This window comes from Clostridium punense (genome assembly GCF_017874425.1).
GTDB classification, from domain to species: Bacteria; Bacillota; Clostridia; order Clostridiales; family Clostridiaceae; genus Clostridium_J; species Clostridium_J punense.
The window spans coordinates 1-18,081 of sequence record NZ_JAGGLL010000008.1 but is presented as its reverse complement, the minus strand read 5'-3'; the positions used below and the strand labels follow the sequence as shown (position 1 = coordinate 18,081).

Sequence of the window (18,081 nt, the reverse complement as noted above, 5' to 3'; positions counted from 1 at the left end):
CACATGGCTTTGTTTAAACTATCTAGAGTCCCTCTATATTCCTCTATTTGAAACCTTTTATAAAGGTAACTTAGTTCTTACTCCACTAATCCTATAGGTTATTAATCCAAGGGATTTATTCCCATGGTTCTTAACTCGCTATTTATTCAAAGTGTTATCCACCAGCATTCCATCTATGTTAATCCCTAAGTTTTGTAGCTCTGCTATGTCAATATAAATACATCTGCTATTTATATACCTTTTTTCACTTTCATCTTCTCTTAAGAATCGAGTGTTAAAATTTCCGAGGCAATAATGCTTATGTCTAATTACTCTTCCAACATCATGAGGTTTATTTTCATCAAAGTAGCACTGATATCCTAGTTCTCTACACTTTTTTATAAATATATCAAAGAAGGATTTAATGTTAATTCTAAGTACATATCTTGCGTTTTTATCTATGATTGCATCGTAATTATACTTCCATTTTATTTCTCTATCCTTTGCCATGTCATTCATGATTTCAAAGATTATTTCTATGTTGTCCAAGGTTATTTTATTGGTTTTTCTATAGTTTCTTGTTATTCCTAATCTATTTAAAAGTCTTTTTAAGTCCTCTTGTGCAGGTTCTGTATCCCCTATTTTTTCTTCTGTTATAACCTGCTCATTTAATATACTTTTTATATCCCTCATGTTCTTAACAACTTCTTTATTGCTATAAATTTCCATAATTATTTCCCCCTATTATTTAAAAATTTATAATTAATCCCTTTTATTTTTCTTCTATCTTTTGATAAGCTCCACTCCACTTCATTGGTATAACTCCTGTTTCCCCTTGTCTTGCTTTTGCAATTAAAAGTTCCAGTTCATCTTCCTTTGCCTCTGTTGGTTCATAATAGGCATGTCTATAAACAAACATCACTGTATCTGCATCTTGTTCAATGGCCCCTGAGTCTCTTAAGTCTGCAAGAATTGGCCTTTTGTCTATCCTGGTTTCTGTGGCTCTGTTGATTTGAGATAAACATATAACTGTTATATCTAGTTCCTTTGCCATTCTTTTAAGCTGTGAAGAGATGTTTGCTACCTCTAGATTTCTATTTTGAAAAGAGGTTTGAAGTCCTATAATTTGAAGATAATCTATAAAAACCACATCCAGACCCTCACTTTCTTTTAATCTGTAACATTCACTTTTAATATCCTCTAGGTAAACCACTGAATCATAAAGCTTAAAGTTATAGGTGGATAGCTTTTCAATAGTGCTTTTAACTCTTGAAAATTCCTCTTCATTTAAGATAGATCTTTTTATTTTGTTCATGGATATTTTGCATAAAGCTGCTGCTATTCTTTGAAAGCACTGCTTTTTACTCATTTCTATGGAAAAGTAAGCTACTTTACTTTTTCCTCCTATAGCTGCAGATAGGGCTAAGTTCATACTAACTGCGGATTTTCCCATGCTGGGTCTTCCTGCAATTATCATAAGTTCCTGTCTTTCAAAGCCCCCTAAAATATGATCTAGGGTTTTAAATCCTGAGCTTATGGAGCATAGGGCTTTCTCTCCCTTTCTCACTGCCTCCATATCCCCTAGAAAATTATCTATACCTTCTTTTAGGTCTCCACTATGTCTTTTACCTCCAGCTTTGATTAGGTTTATGGTATTTTCAAAGTCACTGATTATTTCTCCAATAGGCTTGTTCCCGTCATGAGCTTCCTTAGTAGCATTATTAGAGCAACTTATAAACCTTCTTAAATTAGCTTTGTCCTTTATTATTTCACTATAGGTTTTTACATGTTCTCCTGATAAAGAGGTGGCTATGAGCTCACTTAAATAGCTTATTCCTCCAGCCTCAGCTAGGCTATCTTTTAAAGCTTCTGTAAGAGTAACCACAGTTATTGGAGAGTTTTTTTCCTGAAGCTGCCTTATTGAAGTATAAATTAATTTATTTTTCTTATCATAAAAGTCCTCAGGTAGTAGAAAATCATAAATCTCATGAATTAGCTTATTTTCTTTTATTACTGCTCCTAGAATTTCAGCTTCTGCCTTTAAGTTAAATCTTCTATCCATGCTCTTTTCTACTCCTTTTCATAATCTACTTCTGCAAGATTCTTGCTATAAATTCTAGCAGCACTGTTATCTTCTTTTTGTACTAGAGTAGTCTTTTTAGCTCCCTTATACTTTTTAATGGCTTCCTCTGCTTCCTCTACAGTGGCTATCCCTTCTGAGAGCCAGTTATTTAAGATTCCTGACACATAATTTAAATTACGTTTATTAACACATACAGCTTCTTCTAAAGCCTTTAACACCAGTGACTCACCCATGTCCTCTACCCATTGATTAAGCTTTTGAATTTCTATTGGTGAAGGTAAGTGAAAGTTACTTTTAAAGCACTGTAAAACCACATTTTTATTTTGCGGCTTGTCTACATCTTCTTTATTGATTTCCATGTTATGTTCTTTATGATCTTCCTTATGATCTTCTATACCATTTTCCTTATTGCTGCCTTTATAATTTGCCTTCTGATTTGTGTTTGCATTTTCCCCTGTAGCTTCACCTGCTGCATCTTCCCCTTTTACTGCTTTTACTTTTGGGATTTCTTTTCTTTCATTGGTATCATTGAGTTCTTTTCTCTCTTTTGTTTCTCTTTCTATTTCTGTTTTTAATATTTCATCATTAATTTCTACCTCCTTGAAAATTTCTTTTAAAAGCTCTGGTTCTTCTTTGCAAATTCCCTTACAGATTTCATAAAAAGCATTTATAAATTCTGTGGTTTTAACCCTTTTAAGCTCCTTGTTGATGCAAATTCTAATGTTTTTGTGATTATGTATGTTGTTGTATTTATGCCAATTTAAAATCATTACTTCCCTATTGTCAGGGTTATAAAGAATCTTCCCCTTTTCCTGAAAAAACTTAAGATGCTGCCTAATTTTCTCCTCAGAAAACTGAAGCTCTAGCTGTGCAATAGTAAGCCCAATATTATAAATCCCACATTGGGTGGTTCTTCTGTTAGTTAGTAAAAATAAATAGGTTAACTTATGCTCTGAGGAAAGTTCTAGTACAAATTCATCCTGCCAAAACTCAATATCAACTGGTCTATACATAACAACACATCCTAATCTTTAAATAATAATAAGTTCATTTTGTTAATTTTCATTTTAATAAGGCATCTGAAAATAAATAACAAGTCAAGGATGTGAAGGATATTTCGCGGTATACAAGGAAACAGGTTCCACAGATAGTGGGGCTATCTAAGGGTTCTGTTGACGCAGTATAGCACAAAATAGACGAACAGATTGACTTACTTATTTTTTGAAGATGCCTACAGCACTTTGGAAGCAAATTTACACCGAACAAAGATACCTTTGTGAACAAACTGTGTTTGTTATACCTAAGCAATCTATCTTAGTTGGGTAACTGCCAATTTTGAAGCTATTAGACTTGAAGCTTCCAAAATGTTGTTAAATAATAATAAGTTCCTTTTGTAGAGGTCTTTAGAAGTAGCTTTTCATTGAGAAATAAACCTTCCAAAAGATAGCTAAATAATTTCTTGCAATGATCTACTTTGCTAACAGGTATAAATAAAATTCATAAAATTTTTAGTGAAATTATATCTCTAAAGATTAAATATGCAGTTTTTATAAAAGTTGCATGGATTTTAAAAAATTTTTTTGAAATATTTTTTATAGCTTTAATCTTTGTAGCCTCCAATGGTAAAAGTTTTTCTAAAAAACTTAAGAAAACCAAGATCGGAGTAAGGCATAAGGTAAGATTTCACTTGAGCTACTCACCTAGACTTCCTAAAAAACCAAGCTATAATTACAAAAAACAAAAGGACTATTACTTTTTTGTAATAATCCTTTTATATGTGCTTCTTTTATTCAATTTATTGGTTATATCATAAAGACAATTTCACTTGTTTGTTTTAGTTGTAGTAGTTTATTTTATTATTGTTGTAGTATAGGTCAGGGGGTTGGCAGGGGGTGAAAAAAACACCTGACAAATGCCAAGTGTTTTCTGATCATTAAATTTATTTTCATTATTTAGTAGTAACACATAGTCTCTTTTTCTATTTAAAACACATTAAATCGAAACAATATTATTTTTTTACGTCCTACAAATCAGTATTGTCTATAAGGTAATTCTGATTCTATTCCAATTTTTAAACTCCTAAGCTAGATTTTACTTAATTCTAATTCAATATAAATCCTAAAGCTTTATCCAGTTTATTCTCTAAATCTTCTGGATACCAATGGCCTACACCATGATTAATAATATAATTGCAAGACCCTCCAAAGTTATTAAGAGTTTCAATCATTTCTTCCACATCTTGCACTGGCGCATCTTTCTCCCCTTCCATAAACACCCACTTAATGTGTTTTTCAGCAGCATTCTTGGCACTCTCAACTGTAAAAGACGTAGGTTTTTGGGAACACAATAAAATCGCACCTTTTATAGGAATTCTATCAGATAAGGCCATATCTATAGCAGCATGAGCACCTCCTGAAAATCCCCCAATAATTATTTTCTCATGATCTATTGAATACTCCTTTGATATTGAATCATAACATCTTTTTAACTCTTCCCTCATAGAACTGTACATTTCAAAATATTCAATATCACATGTGTTTTCTTCCATTTCATATTGAAAGTATAATTCTTTTATGTTCCAAACATAACTATTATGTGCAATTCTTTGTGATGATTGAGGAACAACCACAACAAAACCTCTCTTTAGAAGAAATTCTGGCTCCCAAAACCTATTATGATATTCTGCATCCTCACCATCTCCATGCAAACTTATAAATAGTGGATATTGTTTTTCTTTAACATATCCCTGTGGAACATACACTTTGTATTTAAGTTCTTCTTCTTTTTCAGCAGCTCTTCTTAAAAGGTCATTTTTAGCTTTTAAATCCTTATATCTTGGGTTATTATTTAAAGGCGAAAACTTCCATAATGGACACATATACCCGCTATTAATAAGACTGTCTATTATATCTAGTGCTTCATCATGTAAATTACACCTAAAAAGAGACCTAGCCTTATCTATCATAATGTTGTAATAATTCCTTTTTATTTCATCCTCTGACATAAGAATTTTAATGTTCTCTAGGATTTCTAAGGTTTCCTTATACTTTTCCTCTCTGTATAATTTAGAATAAACTCTCTCCACTTCATCAAAACTTTTATACTTCATTGTTATCCCCCTCATTCTTTCCCCTGGGTAAACTTCTCATTGATTTCAAATAATATTCTGAAATTTTACCCTGTAAGTACCCTTAATTATTTTATCTGTTCAAAATCCATTTTATATCTATTGGATCTATTCACGTTAATTATACCTAATATTTCCTAATATGAAAATTACTACTTAAGTAATACTACCCTTAGAAAACTTTTTACATACGTAAAATAACACATAATTAAAATAATGTCCTACAAACCTTTTAAGGTGCTAGGCATTCTCCAACCTTTATAGCAAATTTTTTAGTGCTTCTTTTTCATAATTAATTTCTGAGCAGGTTCTAACTCCCACTCTTCTAAAAACCTCTAAGGGTGGACACCAGCCTTGAAGGGCATGTTGCAGTAAAAATCCTCCTACTGCGCCTGTGGCTAAAAGCCATTTTTTGTTTACTGTAACGCCAAGAATTGTGCTAAGAATAATAGCGCTTGCAGCATTGGTTTCAAGGACTCTTTCAATATCCCATTCTGCATCCAATTCTTTTAGTCTGCCATTAATTTCATCCTTACTCTTATCTGCATAGCTTAAAACATTTCCAAGTGTTTCTTTCTTAATTTTATTGTTTATTTCCTTATTGGTATGTAACTGCACTCTCTTCATTGTATCTGGAAAAATAGTTCTCATATGTTGCCTCCTATATAGCTTTTTAAATTATTAACACTATTACTTGGAGTTATAAAAATAATGTTTTTCCTTAATAATAGTATAAGTCTCTGGAGTCAAGACTTAATTTACCATTGAGTCTACTTTGATTCCCTTTAGACTTTTTCATCATGATTTTTTTATTAAAAGTTTAATTCATTATAAATTTCATTCATATTGAATAAGATACTTTTTATCATAGATGCCTATATTGTTCACTAAAATAAAAAATTATATTTATTAATTCTTATCAAAGTAAATTGTATTCCACTTTGCTAATAATCCCTTAGAAAACTTTTTAATATTCAATTTTCTTTTTAAAGTCATGGTAGTTGAATATGTAAATCTATGTTAATATGTATTATAATATTGATAATAAAAAATTCTTGTGAGGTATCTTATCTATGAATAACAAATTGACTAAGGAAAATTTAGAAAAGTTAAAAGAAGAATTAGATTATAGGCTTACGGTGAAAAGAGCTGAGATTGCTAAGGAAAAGATGGAAGCTGCTGCCCATGGTGATAGGTCTGAGAATGCAGAATATAAGGAAGCCTGTGCAAACTATAGAGAAAATGATAATAGGATTCAGTATTTATTAACTATGATTTCAACTTCTACAGTAATAGATGATACTCCTTTAGATAGCTCGGTTTTAGGGGTTAATAGAAAAGCAAAAGTTAACTTTGTAGAGGATGATTTTGAAACTATTATTACTTTAACGACTACTTTGGATGCAGACCCTGAAAAGATGTTTATAAGTATAGAATCAGATCTTGGAAAGGCCTTAGCTGGTAAAAAGGCTGGAGATGTAGTTGTGGTTAATGCTCCTGATGAAACCTATGAGGTGGAAATTTTAGAGATACTGTAATGCCTTAAAAAGTAAATTATGTTTAAGATTTTTAAAAGCTGTTTCAAAGGTATATTAATTACTTTTGAAACAGCTTTTATACTTAACTTCTCTACTTTTTCCTTGAATCTAAAGGTATAACAAACACTTATCTTATCATAAACCTACTGTGATTTCTTTAAAACTCTTATAAAAAAATAATCTTTTTACTTACCAGTTGTAACTCCTTCAGTTAACTTCTTAAGTCCTTCGCTATCTATTTCTCCTCTATTACTTGACCCTTTAGTGCTGTTACCTCTGTGGTTTCGAGTAGCAGATTCTGTTTCTGATTTTATAACTTTATTAGCCTTCTTCATAAGAACATACCCTCCTAAGATAATTTGACTTACATCTATTATAATTTCATTAATTCAATTAATTATGTAAGAAAATTTCTTATAGGATCATGCCAATGGTGGAGTTGCGCTTTGTCCTTATCCTTGCAAGATTCTCTGATTTATATTTAGACTAAGGACTTTAAAATGAATTTTCACTTATTCTTTTGAAGCTTAGATAAACCATTTTTACATTTAATTTATATGTTCCAAGAAGTGGTTTCTCCAAAAGATGGACACAAAAGATAAACTGTAGTTTTAATAATATAATCTTCACCACCACCAACTTCGTTAAGAATTATATCTATATTTTTTAATACCCCTTCTGTTTCTTCATCAATTGAACCATATTTTTTTGTCCATTAAGTGGGTCAATAGGTAGCTGAGCAGATACATAAATTGTATTGTTGTGAATAATTGCTTTAGAGTAATGACCTTAAGGCTTTAGAGAATCTTTTGTATATATTTGTATCATTTTAAATCTTCTTTACAAATCCTTTTTATATTCTAGAATCTGTATATCACATTGTTATTTCCGATTGAAAAACAATCACAGCGCTCCCAGAAATCTTAACTTCAACTGGTTCTTTATCTTCTATTTTCACCTCAACTTCAATAGTACCTGATCGATTTATAGCTTCCCCCTGCTTAGCTTTGAATTTTAACAAAGAATTACTGTGGTTAACAAGCCTATGGTGAACTAGATATGCACCTAAAGGGCCATTAGCATTACCAGTTACAGGGTCTTCATTAATACCTATTGCAGGCGCGAACATTCTGCCGTGTATTAAAATATCATTATCCTCGGAATCAACTGTGAAGACATAATATCCATTACATTGGATAATCTTGCTTAGCTTAGTGAGTACATCATAATTCGGATGTAGTGCATTTAAAGTTTCAATTCTTTTTATACCAATCATAACCTTGGAATGGCCTGTTGATAGAATCTGGATTTCATAGTTTTCTAGCAAATCACTGTTTTTTATATTAAGAGCTGCTAAAAGTTCCTCTTTATTTATGCCATCAATAATGTCACCAAATTCAATTTTACCCTGGGTCATAACAATTTTATAATCTTCATTTTCATTTATTATATCTACTGGTAAAATTCCAGCACCTGTTTTATGATACACCCTTGAAGTATTAAGCCCATTTTCAACAGCACGAGCATAATGAGCTGCAATAGTTGCATGCCCACAGATTGGTACTTCGTTTGTAGGAGTAAAAAATCGTATATGAACATCATAATTATTGCTACCTGAAGAAAAGATAAAGGCCGTCTCAGAGTTATTAAGTTCCCTTGCAATTTTCTGCATTTCATAATCAGTTAATCCATCTGCATTTGTTATTACTCCTGCTGGATTTCCTGTAAATCTTTCCTTTGTAAATGAGTCAATTTGATACAAAGTATATTTCCTTGTCATTATTTTCTCCTGCCTTTATTGTGAACTTATAGATTATAATCCATTTTTAAGTTTGTGGTAATCAATATCTAGATATTATATAATTAATTATATTTTTCATTAGATGCCCATACAAGTACGCACTTTTTAATCAGATACTTACCATTTAGAAAGAAGGATAGAATATGGATAAATATACTATTGAAGAATTTCCAAATCAAAATAAAAGACAAAAGGATTTTAAGTGTTCAATTGGATTTGCTATGACTGTAATTGGAAGTAAGTGGAGAGCAATAATCTTATGGCACATATTGAAATCTAATAAGGTGAGATATGGTGAGTTAAAAAAATCTATCCCTAATATAAGCCATAAGATACTATCTCAAGAACTAAAAAATTTAGAAATGGATGGGCTAATCCAAAGGATTGCTTATGCCACAATTCCTCCTAAAGTAGAGTATTTACCTACTGCTAGAGGTGAATCACTAAAAAATATATTAACTGAACTATGCCTTTGGGGCAAAAAATATATGGATTAATTTTATAATCTTGAGCTAACTTCTATTTTTACATGTGGTAAAGAGGCACAATTTTTCACTTTAATATATCTGAGTACATAATGTAATTGCATTTAATAACACCTATATATCTTAAAATTAAGATAAGCAGATTAAAACCCCTAGAATTCCTAAAAATCCTAGGGGTTTTAACTACTTCACGAAAAGAACACTTATTCAATTAAGTCTTCTTCACCTTTTCTATCCTTATCAGTTCCTTTGCGCTTTTTTACGCATTCTGTCAGTAAATATTCTATTTGCCCATTGATGGATCGAAAGTCATCCTCAGCCCAAGCTGCTAGCTCATTCCAAAGACTTGGTGATAGTCTTAATAAAACCTGTTTCTTATCTTTTTCCTTTGACTTCTTATCCACTATCTCTCAAGCCCTCTTCCTAATTATTTCTTAATAAATTGAACCACTATTTACTATTGGCTGTGCATCCTTATTTCCGCAAAGGACTACCAATAGGTTACTTACCATAGCAGCTTTTCTTTCGTCATCTAATTCAACTATATCATTTTCACTTAGCTGATTTAAAGCCATTTGAACCATGCCTACTGCACCTTCTACAATTTTTTGTCTAGCTGCAATAATAGCAACTGCTTGTTGACGTTGTAACATAGCTGAAGCTATTTCAGGTGCGTAAGATAGATGAGTAATACGAACTTCTAAAACTTCAAGTCCTGCTATATCAACCTTTTCTTGTAATTCTCTTTGCATAATAGAAGCAACTTCTTGACTACTACCACGTAAAGATTTTTCATTGTTATTTTCATTCTCTTGTCCAGCTTCATTAGTATCATAAGGATAGCATCTTGCTACATTACGAATTACGGAATCACACTGAGTAGAAATATAGTTTTTGTAGTTATCTACATTAAATACTGCCATAGAAGCATTTCTTACTTTCCATATAACAACAGCTCCTATTTCAATTGGGTTACCTAATTCATCATTAACCTTTTGTTTTCTATTCTCAAGAGTTATTGCCTTTAAAGATATTTTTTTACCAACAGTTTCATGAGTCATATTTTCATGTTCTTTATTAGTAGCAATTTGACTTGCTGTAGCTCCTAAATGTTTAGCTGTTGGATTTATACCTGTACAGAAAGGGTTTACCCAATAAAATCCCTCTTTTTTTAATGCTCCTTTATATTCCCCAAATAAGGTTAAAACTAAAGCTTCATTTGGATTTATTACCTTAAGTCCTATAAGCATTATAGGTGCAACAACAATGACAACAACTGATAATAAGATAATACACACTCCAAGAGTTGTATTAGTTTCTACCACAAGGCTAGCACTTATTATAATGCCTGCTATAGCTAATATCATTAGTGCTATATTTCCAATAAGCATTCCCATACCACTTCTTGCTTGCATTTCTTTTTCTTCATAAAGGATTTTCTTATCCTCCATAACCATTCACTCCCCTAAAAATATTAATATGATATCAATTTGATATCATATTAATATTTTACATCTTCTTCAATATATTTACAATAGCTTTTGTAATTTTATTTTAAATATTTACATACTAAAATGAGTCTACTATTTTTCTACGGCTTCCATTAAGAAGCATAAACAGAAAATAGCATTAAAAGTATTATTGCTATTTTAGCCTACTATATGTAAGGTTTGCTTGACATCATGTGAAAGTAGTACTATATTAATAATGTAAGGTAAACATTACAGGAGTGATATTTAATGAAAAACAAAATAAGACAATTTCGTGAACATTTAGGACTAACCCAAGAACAATTGGGTGAGCTTATAGGTGTATCAAGACAGGCAATTAACGCTATTGAAACAGAAAAATTTGAACCTTCTATATGGTTGGCCTATGATATTGCAAAAGTATTTCACAGTTCCATAGAAGAAATTTTTCTATTTGAAGAAAGTGAAAGGAAATCTAGAGCAGAGCAAAGTAGAGGTGTAGTTTAGTGGCATTAAGACAAATAAGGTTGTATGATGATGAAGTATTAAGGAAGAAGAGTAAGGTGGTTGAAGTTGTAGATGATAGGATAAGACAAATATTAAATGATATGGCTGAAACTATGTATAATACAGAAAATGGTGGTGGATTAGCAGCCCCACAAGTAGGTATATTAAAGCGATTAGTTGTAATGGATATGGGACAAGGACTTATAAAATTAGTAAATCCAAAGATAATTAAACAAGAGGGAACCCAAGAAGTTATAGAAGGTTGTTTGAGCATCCCCAATAAATGGGGTAAGTTAATAAGACCCGCAAAGGTAACTGTACAAGCATTAAATGAAAATGGAGATGAAATTATATTGACAGGTGCTGGAGATTTAGCAAAATGCTTCTGTCATGAAATAGACCATTTGGATGGTATTCTTTTTACTGATTTCGTTACTGAATATATAAAGTAATATAATTAACCCTAATGAAATTATTAAATAAAATAATAATGCTAAACTTTTAAAAGTGCGAAATAATACAACTTCGCACTTTTATTATTTAAAATAAATTATACTCTCCAAAGCAAATGGCTTATCTGCTATAACATCATAATTACATCACACAAATCTTAAGATATACCCCAACTTACCTTTAAGCTATTAAGGCTTTTAAGGATAGGCAAATTGAAAAATCATCTTGGTCGCATATAATCTGATAGTTATAGTTAAGTTTAGTTTTTTAGTTTTCTTCCCAAGTAACTATATATTTTAGCTTACCAGCCTGAATCTCTGGTTTTGATTTTATCCATTGACCAGTTATTCCAAGTTCTTTTGCTGCTAGCTCAAAATGACACATTGCAATACCCATGTCTATGTTTTGAATTTTAATTCCATTAAAGGTATTGTTATATTTTTCATCTTCCTCTAAGAAAATGTGGTATAACCCCTGAGAATCTTTAATAATTCTCCAAGGCTGTTTATTAGATGCGGAAGGACCTAATCTTACTGCTTCTAACACCTTTTCATAAGAGCCTACTGTATCTAAGTTTAGTGAAGTGTTAAAGTTATTTTGGAAAAATAATTCTTCTGGCTTTTTCCTCTTTTTAGCTCCTACCAAGGTTCTGATGAAATTCTCTTTTAAAGTCCTTTTATCAGCAGTATAACCTATAGGAGTGATGCAAGGTAATAATTCTTCACCAGATAAGTTAACTTGTTTTGCAAAACCACCTCTATTAAAGGTTCCTCCTAGCCAGCAAGTTCCAAGGCCCAATTCTGAAACCTTAAGAATTACCTTTTCCATGCAGTAGCCAAAGTCCTCCATAGCATATTCCCCTGGTTTAACAACCCCTACAATATAACTTGTTGCTCCACTTATCATGCCATAGGTAATTAATGACTTTAACTCTGCTTTATCGTATTCTGAAGCATCAATAATATGAAAGGCAACTTCATTGCCCATGGGACCTTTTTTATTTTCCTCTATAAAAGTTCTGATAATCTCTAGTTTTTCTTTTTCAATAGGTTTGTCTATATAATTTCTTACAGAGTACCTTTCCTCAATGGTTTTTATTACATTATTCATAAATAATCTCTCCTCTTATCCTCTTTTATGTATAGATAAACAAGCTTAAAACTTTCTATATCTTTGAATTTGACAATTGTTTGTTATCAATAGCAACTTAGATAGTTACATCAATTGAGCTTGCTTATCTCTTTTGGGGAAATCACTTCTTAGAAGATACACGCTAAATATTGAAGTGTTTTCTCTATAGGAAACCAGATTAAAAAATTAACTTACCTATGAACCCCACCCTGATTCCCTTAATAGGTCATGGATATAGCTTCATTTATACTGAATAAGTTAAAATTACTTCCAGGAACCCTTGATTTAATCTTATAGCTTATGTTTCCTAGTTTAAATTTCTTCTAGTTTTTCCTTTAATCATATTTATATGTTTATGGTACTTTACATAGAATAATTTAAATTGTTCTAAATTTAATTGTATTCAACCATTATTGTTTTGTCAAGATGTTATCAGCGTTAACTTTTTTCTGAGAATCCCTTACCAGCTTACCTCAATAGTTTTAAGTAAATATCTTCTAAAGGTTATAATTTACATTTACAGAAATTCAGTCAGTGAAAACTTGTTATAGCTGTATTTTATGATTTTTAAAATCTCTAATTGATATTTCACTATATAACTATTATTAAAAATGTCCAATACTTATGATAATGTTATACTTTAAATTATATTATGATACCTTTCATCAATATACTTATAGATAAGATTATAGATTTTTTATTTTCAATAAAATAGCCCTTAGTTTCTGCTAATAAATCAAAAACTAAGGGTTACTAAGACTTTATACCTTGACCTTTTTAAATTGTCTTTCATGATTAAGGAGCCATTCCTTTCTCCATAGACCACCTGCATAACCAGTTAATTTCCCGTTAGAGCCTATAATTCTATGACAAGGAATCACAATACTTAACTTATTTTTCCCATTTGCACTGCCCACAGCTCTAACTGCTTTTTCCTTTCCAATGAAGCGAGCTATATGCTGATAAGCTACAATCTCACCGTAAGGTATTTTTGTTAGAGCCTCCCAAACTGTTTTTTGAAACTCAGTGCCTTCAAACTCATAGGGAAATGTAAAATCAAAGCGATGCCCTTTGAAGTATTCCTCCAACTGGTTATAACATTCTACTAAAACTGGAGGGGTATCAACTAGTAATGAACTTATTTTCTCATTTTCTTCTATAAACATTATGGAGCTGATAGCCTCATTACTCCCCACAATTTCTATTATGCCAATGGGTGATTCATAGTGTAATTTATATTTCTTTATCATATAATAACCTCCAAAGATAAAAGGTAGCATAAGCCTGCCAACCTTCCCAATTTGCTGCATACTCTTTTATTTCTTCTATAGTAGGTTTCTCCTTAAGTCCTAATAAAACCTTTAAAGCATTATGTAAGCCCACATCTGCAATTGGAAAAGACGAGGTTTCATGTAAAGATTTCATCATTATGTAATCTGCTGTCCATGGTCCAATACCTCTTAGGTCCATTAGTGATTTCTTTACCTCATGATAATCTTGCTTCTCCAGTAGCATTTCTTTTGTTAAAAATCCACTTTTCATATCTTTTGCAATGCCAATAACATATTCAGCCTTCCTGGTTGTAAATTGAAGTTTCTTTAAATCATCTACACTTAAGGTTGCAATAGCTTCAAATGAAGGGAATACCCAAAACTTTTCTCCTTGAAAGATTATAAATTCACCAAACTCTTCAACGAATCTTTCCTTTAACGTATATGCAAAGGTTAGATTAATTTGCTGGCCAATAATCGCCCATACTAAGGCCTCAAATAAATCTGGAATGCACATAATCCGTAAGCCATAGTATTTATGAACAATTAAATTTAAAATTTTATCATCCTCAGCTATTTGGTAAAACTCCTGTAAATCCTGTTCTAAGTCAAACCATTCCCAAATATACTCTCCTACTTTTTCCCTCTGATAACTAGATGGTTTGCTTATTGGAAACTCTACTCTTATGGAATCGTTAATATAACTAATTTTGCAAAATATTAAGGCTTCCTCTACCTTTAATAGCTTGTATAATATTCCCTCTTTAATTCTATGAAGTACTTCCTGATGAGACCTTCCTAAGAAAATTAAGCACTCCTGAAAATTAAATTCCTTTGGAGGAATTATGTCTATATAAGTTTCATGATCAATCCAATTCATTTTGAAGCCCCTTTCTATATTCGCTAGGTGAACAGTTTTTCAAGTTCCTAAAAGCTTTATAAAAGTTTGAAGGACTCTGAAATCCCACCTCATAGCAAATCTCAAGATTAGTCAAAGTGGTACTTTTAAGAAGGTGACCAGCTTTATCAATGCGTATTTTTTCTAAATAGGTCCGTGGGGTCTCAGAGGTTTCCTGTTTAAATAAACGCTCTAGATAAAAGGGGCTTAACCCAACACTTTCAGCTATATCTTTCAGTTTTAAGTCTTGTTTATAGTTATTAACTAGAAAGGTAATGATATTTCTCACAATCTCAAGATGGGGGGATAGCTCAATTTCTGGCTGACACCTTTTGCAAGGACGGTAACCCGCTTCTTCAACTGCCTTTATATCATGATAAAATTCTACATTTACCTTTTTAGGTTTTCTTGATCTACAAGAAGGACGACAGTAAATTTTCGTTGTTTTTACTGCTGTAAAAAATAGTCCATCATATTTACTGTCACAAGCCATAATTCTCTCCCACATCTCTTCAAAGGAAAGATTGATTTTCTCCACCATTTAACCACTTCCTTTCACCTTAGGTTGTGCATTTTTCTTTTCTAATAATATTAACTGAGTTCATTTTAACAAGTAACTCATGTTCATTTCGTCCTCATTCTTGCTGTTATGGTGCTCATTGTAAAACAAGACCCCCAGTCCTAAATTACAGGTCTGAGGGTTTCTAGTTTTCTAGTATTAATACCCTAAGGTATATTAATCAATAGTAATTATTTTTGATGGGTCAACTTCATGAGGTGCTTTTTCCATGTCAGCCTGGCCAACAGCTATACCAATACCAAAACCATAGCCCTCAGGGATGCTAATACGATTTCTCCAGTATTCAGCCTTTTCACCGCTAAAAACTACTCCAGGCATTCCAACAATAACACTGTCTAACCCTATTGATTTTGCAGCTAAAGCTATGTTTTCAACAGCTATTCCAGCATCAACTTTTGCATAGGAATTTTTCTCTTCAATTGCAATAACAATGACACATGGAGCATTATAAAGCACTTTATTATTTCTAGATTTTAAGCGCTCTACTACTTCTTTATTGCCCATTGCCACAAAGAAATTAACAACATCCTGCTCCATTTCCTCTATAATAGACTTATTGTTAATAAATATGAACTTATATGGTTGAAGGTTCATAGCACTTGGTGAAGCAAGTGCAGCCTCCTGAAGAACTGCTTTTTGTTCCTCAGTTAAAGGTTCTCCTTTGTATGCTCTGATGCTGCTACGAGATTTGATTATGTCCATAACTTGGTTTGTCATATATATCCACTCCTTAATTTTAATATACTAATTCAATAGTACTACTTTCATAAATGTAGGTAATCAATGTGACCACTTACCTTATAAACTTACTCTTACCTTAATTTTGTTTGTATGGTCTTTGCCCATAAAATTCATGATAAATAAGTTAAATAATGAACAAGTTCATCTTGTTAATCTTCATTTTAATGAAGCACTTTAGAAGCAGGTTTATACCGAACAAACGTAGTTTGTTACACCAAAGAAACTTATCAAGGCTGAGCAACTGCAAGTCTGCTTAGCAGATACCTTAGAAGATATCAAACTTGAAGCTTCCAAAATGTTGTTAAAACTTCACAAACAAGACTATAAGATAAAAGATTCATATCTGTGTCTAAACTTAATATTTTATAAAGCTTATTACCATAATTTAAATAATCCCACTGCTGCTTTAGCAATTTTATAAACAGGGGTTTCAAGCTCTTTTTTCACGTTCTTTAATTCCTTACGAATTTCAATATTCTGTGGGCAATGCTTTTCACATTTTCCACAATCCACACACTGAGATGCACTACTTGGAGTCTTTCTCATTACAGTACACATTATATAGTCACGCCAACCTGATTTTCTATTCTCTGAGTATATCATATTGTAACTGTGGAAAGCCCCAGGAATATCAACACCCTTATGACACGGCATGCAGTAGCCACAGCCTGTACATCCAACCTTTATATTTTTATTTATCTCACTCTTTACTTGGTCTATTAGAGCAAAATCCTCTTTTGTAAACTCATCAACTTTAACTTCTGAGGCAACTCTTATATTTTCTCTTATCATTTCAAGCGAGTTCATACCAGATAAAACTGAGGTAACTGATTCTTGGTTCCATAACCATCTAAAGGCCCATTCAGCAGGGGTACGGTTTCTTGAATCCTGCTTGAAAATCTCCTTTGCCTTTTCAGGAAGTAGGTTTACAAGTCTTCCACCTCTAAGTGGTTCCATTACAATAACTGGTATACCTTTCTTACTTGCATAATCAAGGCCTCTTCTACCTGCCTGACTATGCTCATCAATATAATTGTATTGAATTTGGCAAAAATCCCAGTCATAGGCATCTACTAATTTTATAAACATATCAGTATTTCCATGATAGGAAAATCCTATATTTCGGATTTGTCCACTATCCATTTTTTCCTTTATCCAATCCTCTACACCTAAAGCTTTTAGGCGCTCCCAGGTATCTATATCTGTAAGCATATGCATCAAATAATAATCCACATAGTCTGTTTGAAGCCTCTTTAGTTGTTCTTGAAAATATTTTTCTAGGCTGCTTTTAGATTTAACCATGTAATGTGGAAGCTTGGTTGCTATATAAACTTTTTCTCTGCAGGAATTTCTTTTAAGTATCTCCCCAAGGGTTACTTCACTTCCTCCATAAACATAAGCAGTATCAAAATAGTTAACACCACTTTCAATGGCTTCCATCACTTCTTTTTCAGCCCTGCCTAGATCAATGCTAGTACCTTTTTTCGTGAATCTCATGCAGCCATAACCAAGGATGGATATTTTGTTGCCTTTTTTATCTGTCCTATACTGCATAACTGTTTTGCTTTCTTCTGGTCCCATTAAGTACATCCCCTTTATATTTGTAGATAGACAAGCTCAAAATCTGATAAATTCTTAAGTATAAAGGTTTAAGGATATTATAACCAACTTAGATATTTCCAGTAATTTGAGCTAGTCTATCTCTTTGGAGAAACCACTTCTTAAATGGTATAATTCAAATGTTGAAGTGGTTTCTCTCTAGATAAACAAGCTAAATACTTGTCATATTTTAAAATCTGAAAATCTATTGATATATTAAACATCCTAAATTTGAGCTTAAAAAGTTCTACTTTCTCAAAATCTTGTCCATAGCTTTACCTTTTGCTAACTCATCAATAAGTTTATCTAAGTAGCGAATTTCCTTCATAGTTATATTCATTCCTTTCGCTACGCTCAAGGCACAAAACGGAATGAAATGTGCCTTTAAACGAATTTTGTTTTTAAACCAAGTCTATAAT

At 31.9% G+C, this 18,081-nt stretch carries 20 protein-coding genes; 4 read left to right on the top strand and 16 right to left on the bottom strand.

What is annotated here, in order from left to right; all coding sequences use genetic code 11:
• Positions 1-138: 138 nt before the first annotated feature.
• The 5 genes from J2Z44_RS06265 to J2Z44_RS06245 form a co-directional block, all read right to left on the bottom strand.
• A complete protein-coding gene (locus tag J2Z44_RS06265) occupies positions 139-708 on the bottom strand; it encodes a hypothetical protein (RefSeq protein WP_021283602.1) in 570 nt (189 codons plus the stop codon).
• Positions 709-751: 43 nt separating this feature from the next.
• Positions 752-2,041 carry a replicative DNA helicase gene (dnaB, locus tag J2Z44_RS06260; RefSeq protein WP_021283601.1) on the bottom strand — a complete coding sequence of 430 codons (1,290 nt, stop codon included), beginning with the start codon at positions 2,039-2,041 and terminating at the stop codon, positions 752-754.
• 8 nt (positions 2,042-2,049) lie between these two features.
• On the bottom strand, positions 2,050-3,075 hold the full coding sequence (locus tag J2Z44_RS06255; RefSeq protein ID WP_021283600.1) for a DnaD domain-containing protein: 1,026 nt from the start codon (positions 3,073-3,075) through the stop codon (positions 2,050-2,052).
• 1,088 nt (positions 3,076-4,163) lie between these two features.
• Positions 4,164-5,171: an alpha/beta hydrolase gene (locus J2Z44_RS06250; RefSeq protein ID WP_021283598.1), complete on the bottom strand. Its 1,008-nt coding sequence runs from the start codon at positions 5,169-5,171 to the stop codon at positions 4,164-4,166.
• A gap of 276 nt (positions 5,172-5,447) precedes the next feature.
• Positions 5,448-5,840, bottom strand: coding sequence for a YgaP family membrane protein (locus J2Z44_RS06245; protein ID WP_021283597.1), 393 nt, complete (start codon positions 5,838-5,840; stop codon positions 5,448-5,450).
• Between the two features lie 422 nt (positions 5,841-6,262).
• Between J2Z44_RS06245 and J2Z44_RS06240 the strand changes: the two genes are divergently transcribed.
• Complete coding sequence (locus J2Z44_RS06240) at positions 6,263-6,727, top strand: GreA/GreB family elongation factor (protein ID WP_209649418.1); 465 nt, start codon at positions 6,263-6,265, stop codon at positions 6,725-6,727.
• A 185-nt stretch (positions 6,728-6,912) separates the two neighbouring features.
• On the opposite strand, the gene J2Z44_RS06235 is transcribed toward J2Z44_RS06240, so the two are convergent.
• On the bottom strand, positions 6,913-7,062 hold the full coding sequence (locus J2Z44_RS06235) for a hypothetical protein (protein ID WP_021282554.1): 150 nt from the start codon (positions 7,060-7,062) through the stop codon (positions 6,913-6,915).
• Between the two features lie 539 nt (positions 7,063-7,601).
• Positions 7,602-8,507: a PhzF family isomerase gene (locus J2Z44_RS06230; RefSeq protein WP_209649417.1), complete on the bottom strand. Its 906-nt coding sequence runs from the start codon at positions 8,505-8,507 to the stop codon at positions 7,602-7,604.
• Between the two features lie 164 nt (positions 8,508-8,671).
• Here J2Z44_RS06230 and J2Z44_RS06225 point away from each other — a divergent pair, with 164 nt between their 5' ends.
• Positions 8,672-9,025: a winged helix-turn-helix transcriptional regulator gene (locus tag J2Z44_RS06225; protein ID WP_021282556.1), complete on the top strand. Its 354-nt coding sequence runs from the start codon at positions 8,672-8,674 to the stop codon at positions 9,023-9,025.
• A 191-nt stretch (positions 9,026-9,216) separates the two neighbouring features.
• Here the strand turns inward: J2Z44_RS06225 and J2Z44_RS06220 are convergent, their stop codons facing one another.
• On the bottom strand, positions 9,217-9,417 hold the full coding sequence (locus tag J2Z44_RS06220) for a type II toxin-antitoxin system antitoxin (RefSeq protein WP_021282557.1): 201 nt from the start codon (positions 9,415-9,417) through the stop codon (positions 9,217-9,219).
• Positions 9,418-9,447: 30 nt separating this feature from the next.
• On the bottom strand, positions 9,448-10,470 hold the full coding sequence (locus J2Z44_RS06215; protein WP_021282558.1) for an SPFH domain-containing protein: 1,023 nt from the start codon (positions 10,468-10,470) through the stop codon (positions 9,448-9,450).
• Between the two features lie 282 nt (positions 10,471-10,752).
• Between J2Z44_RS06215 and J2Z44_RS06210 the strand changes: the two genes are divergently transcribed.
• Positions 10,753-10,989, top strand: coding sequence for a helix-turn-helix transcriptional regulator (locus J2Z44_RS06210; RefSeq protein WP_021282559.1), 237 nt, complete (start codon positions 10,753-10,755; stop codon positions 10,987-10,989).
• Positions 10,989-11,441, top strand: a complete 453-nt coding sequence (gene def / locus J2Z44_RS06205; RefSeq protein WP_021282560.1) for a peptide deformylase — start codon at positions 10,989-10,991, stop codon at positions 11,439-11,441. The genes J2Z44_RS06210 and def overlap by 1 nt, the downstream gene beginning before the upstream one ends.
• 268 nt (positions 11,442-11,709) lie before the next feature.
• Here def and J2Z44_RS06200 read toward each other — a convergent pair whose 3' ends face one another.
• The 7 genes from J2Z44_RS06200 to J2Z44_RS06170 form a co-directional block, all read right to left on the bottom strand.
• Positions 11,710-12,552, bottom strand: a complete 843-nt coding sequence (locus J2Z44_RS06200) for a nitroreductase family protein (RefSeq protein WP_021282561.1) — start codon at positions 12,550-12,552, stop codon at positions 11,710-11,712.
• Between the two features lie 782 nt (positions 12,553-13,334).
• Positions 13,335-13,823: a methylated-DNA--[protein]-cysteine S-methyltransferase gene (locus J2Z44_RS06195; RefSeq protein WP_021282562.1), complete on the bottom strand. Its 489-nt coding sequence runs from the start codon at positions 13,821-13,823 to the stop codon at positions 13,335-13,337.
• Complete coding sequence (locus tag J2Z44_RS06190) at positions 13,807-14,724, bottom strand: DNA-3-methyladenine glycosylase family protein (protein WP_021282563.1); 918 nt, start codon at positions 14,722-14,724, stop codon at positions 13,807-13,809. Before J2Z44_RS06190 ends, J2Z44_RS06195 begins: the two co-directional genes overlap by 17 nt.
• Positions 14,711-15,283, bottom strand: coding sequence for a bifunctional transcriptional activator/DNA repair enzyme AdaA (locus tag J2Z44_RS06185; protein ID WP_021282564.1), 573 nt, complete (start codon positions 15,281-15,283; stop codon positions 14,711-14,713). The genes J2Z44_RS06190 and J2Z44_RS06185 overlap by 14 nt, the downstream gene beginning before the upstream one ends.
• Before the next feature lie 195 nt (positions 15,284-15,478).
• On the bottom strand, positions 15,479-16,039 hold the full coding sequence (locus J2Z44_RS06180; protein WP_021282565.1) for a nitroreductase family protein: 561 nt from the start codon (positions 16,037-16,039) through the stop codon (positions 15,479-15,481).
• A 399-nt stretch (positions 16,040-16,438) separates the two neighbouring features.
• Positions 16,439-17,644, bottom strand: a complete 1,206-nt coding sequence (locus J2Z44_RS06175; RefSeq protein WP_021282566.1) for an aldo/keto reductase — start codon at positions 17,642-17,644, stop codon at positions 16,439-16,441.
• Between the two features lie 265 nt (positions 17,645-17,909).
• Complete coding sequence (locus J2Z44_RS06170; protein WP_278245284.1) at positions 17,910-18,035, bottom strand: DUF2200 family protein; 126 nt, start codon at positions 18,033-18,035, stop codon at positions 17,910-17,912.
• Positions 18,036-18,081 lie beyond the last annotated feature (46 nt).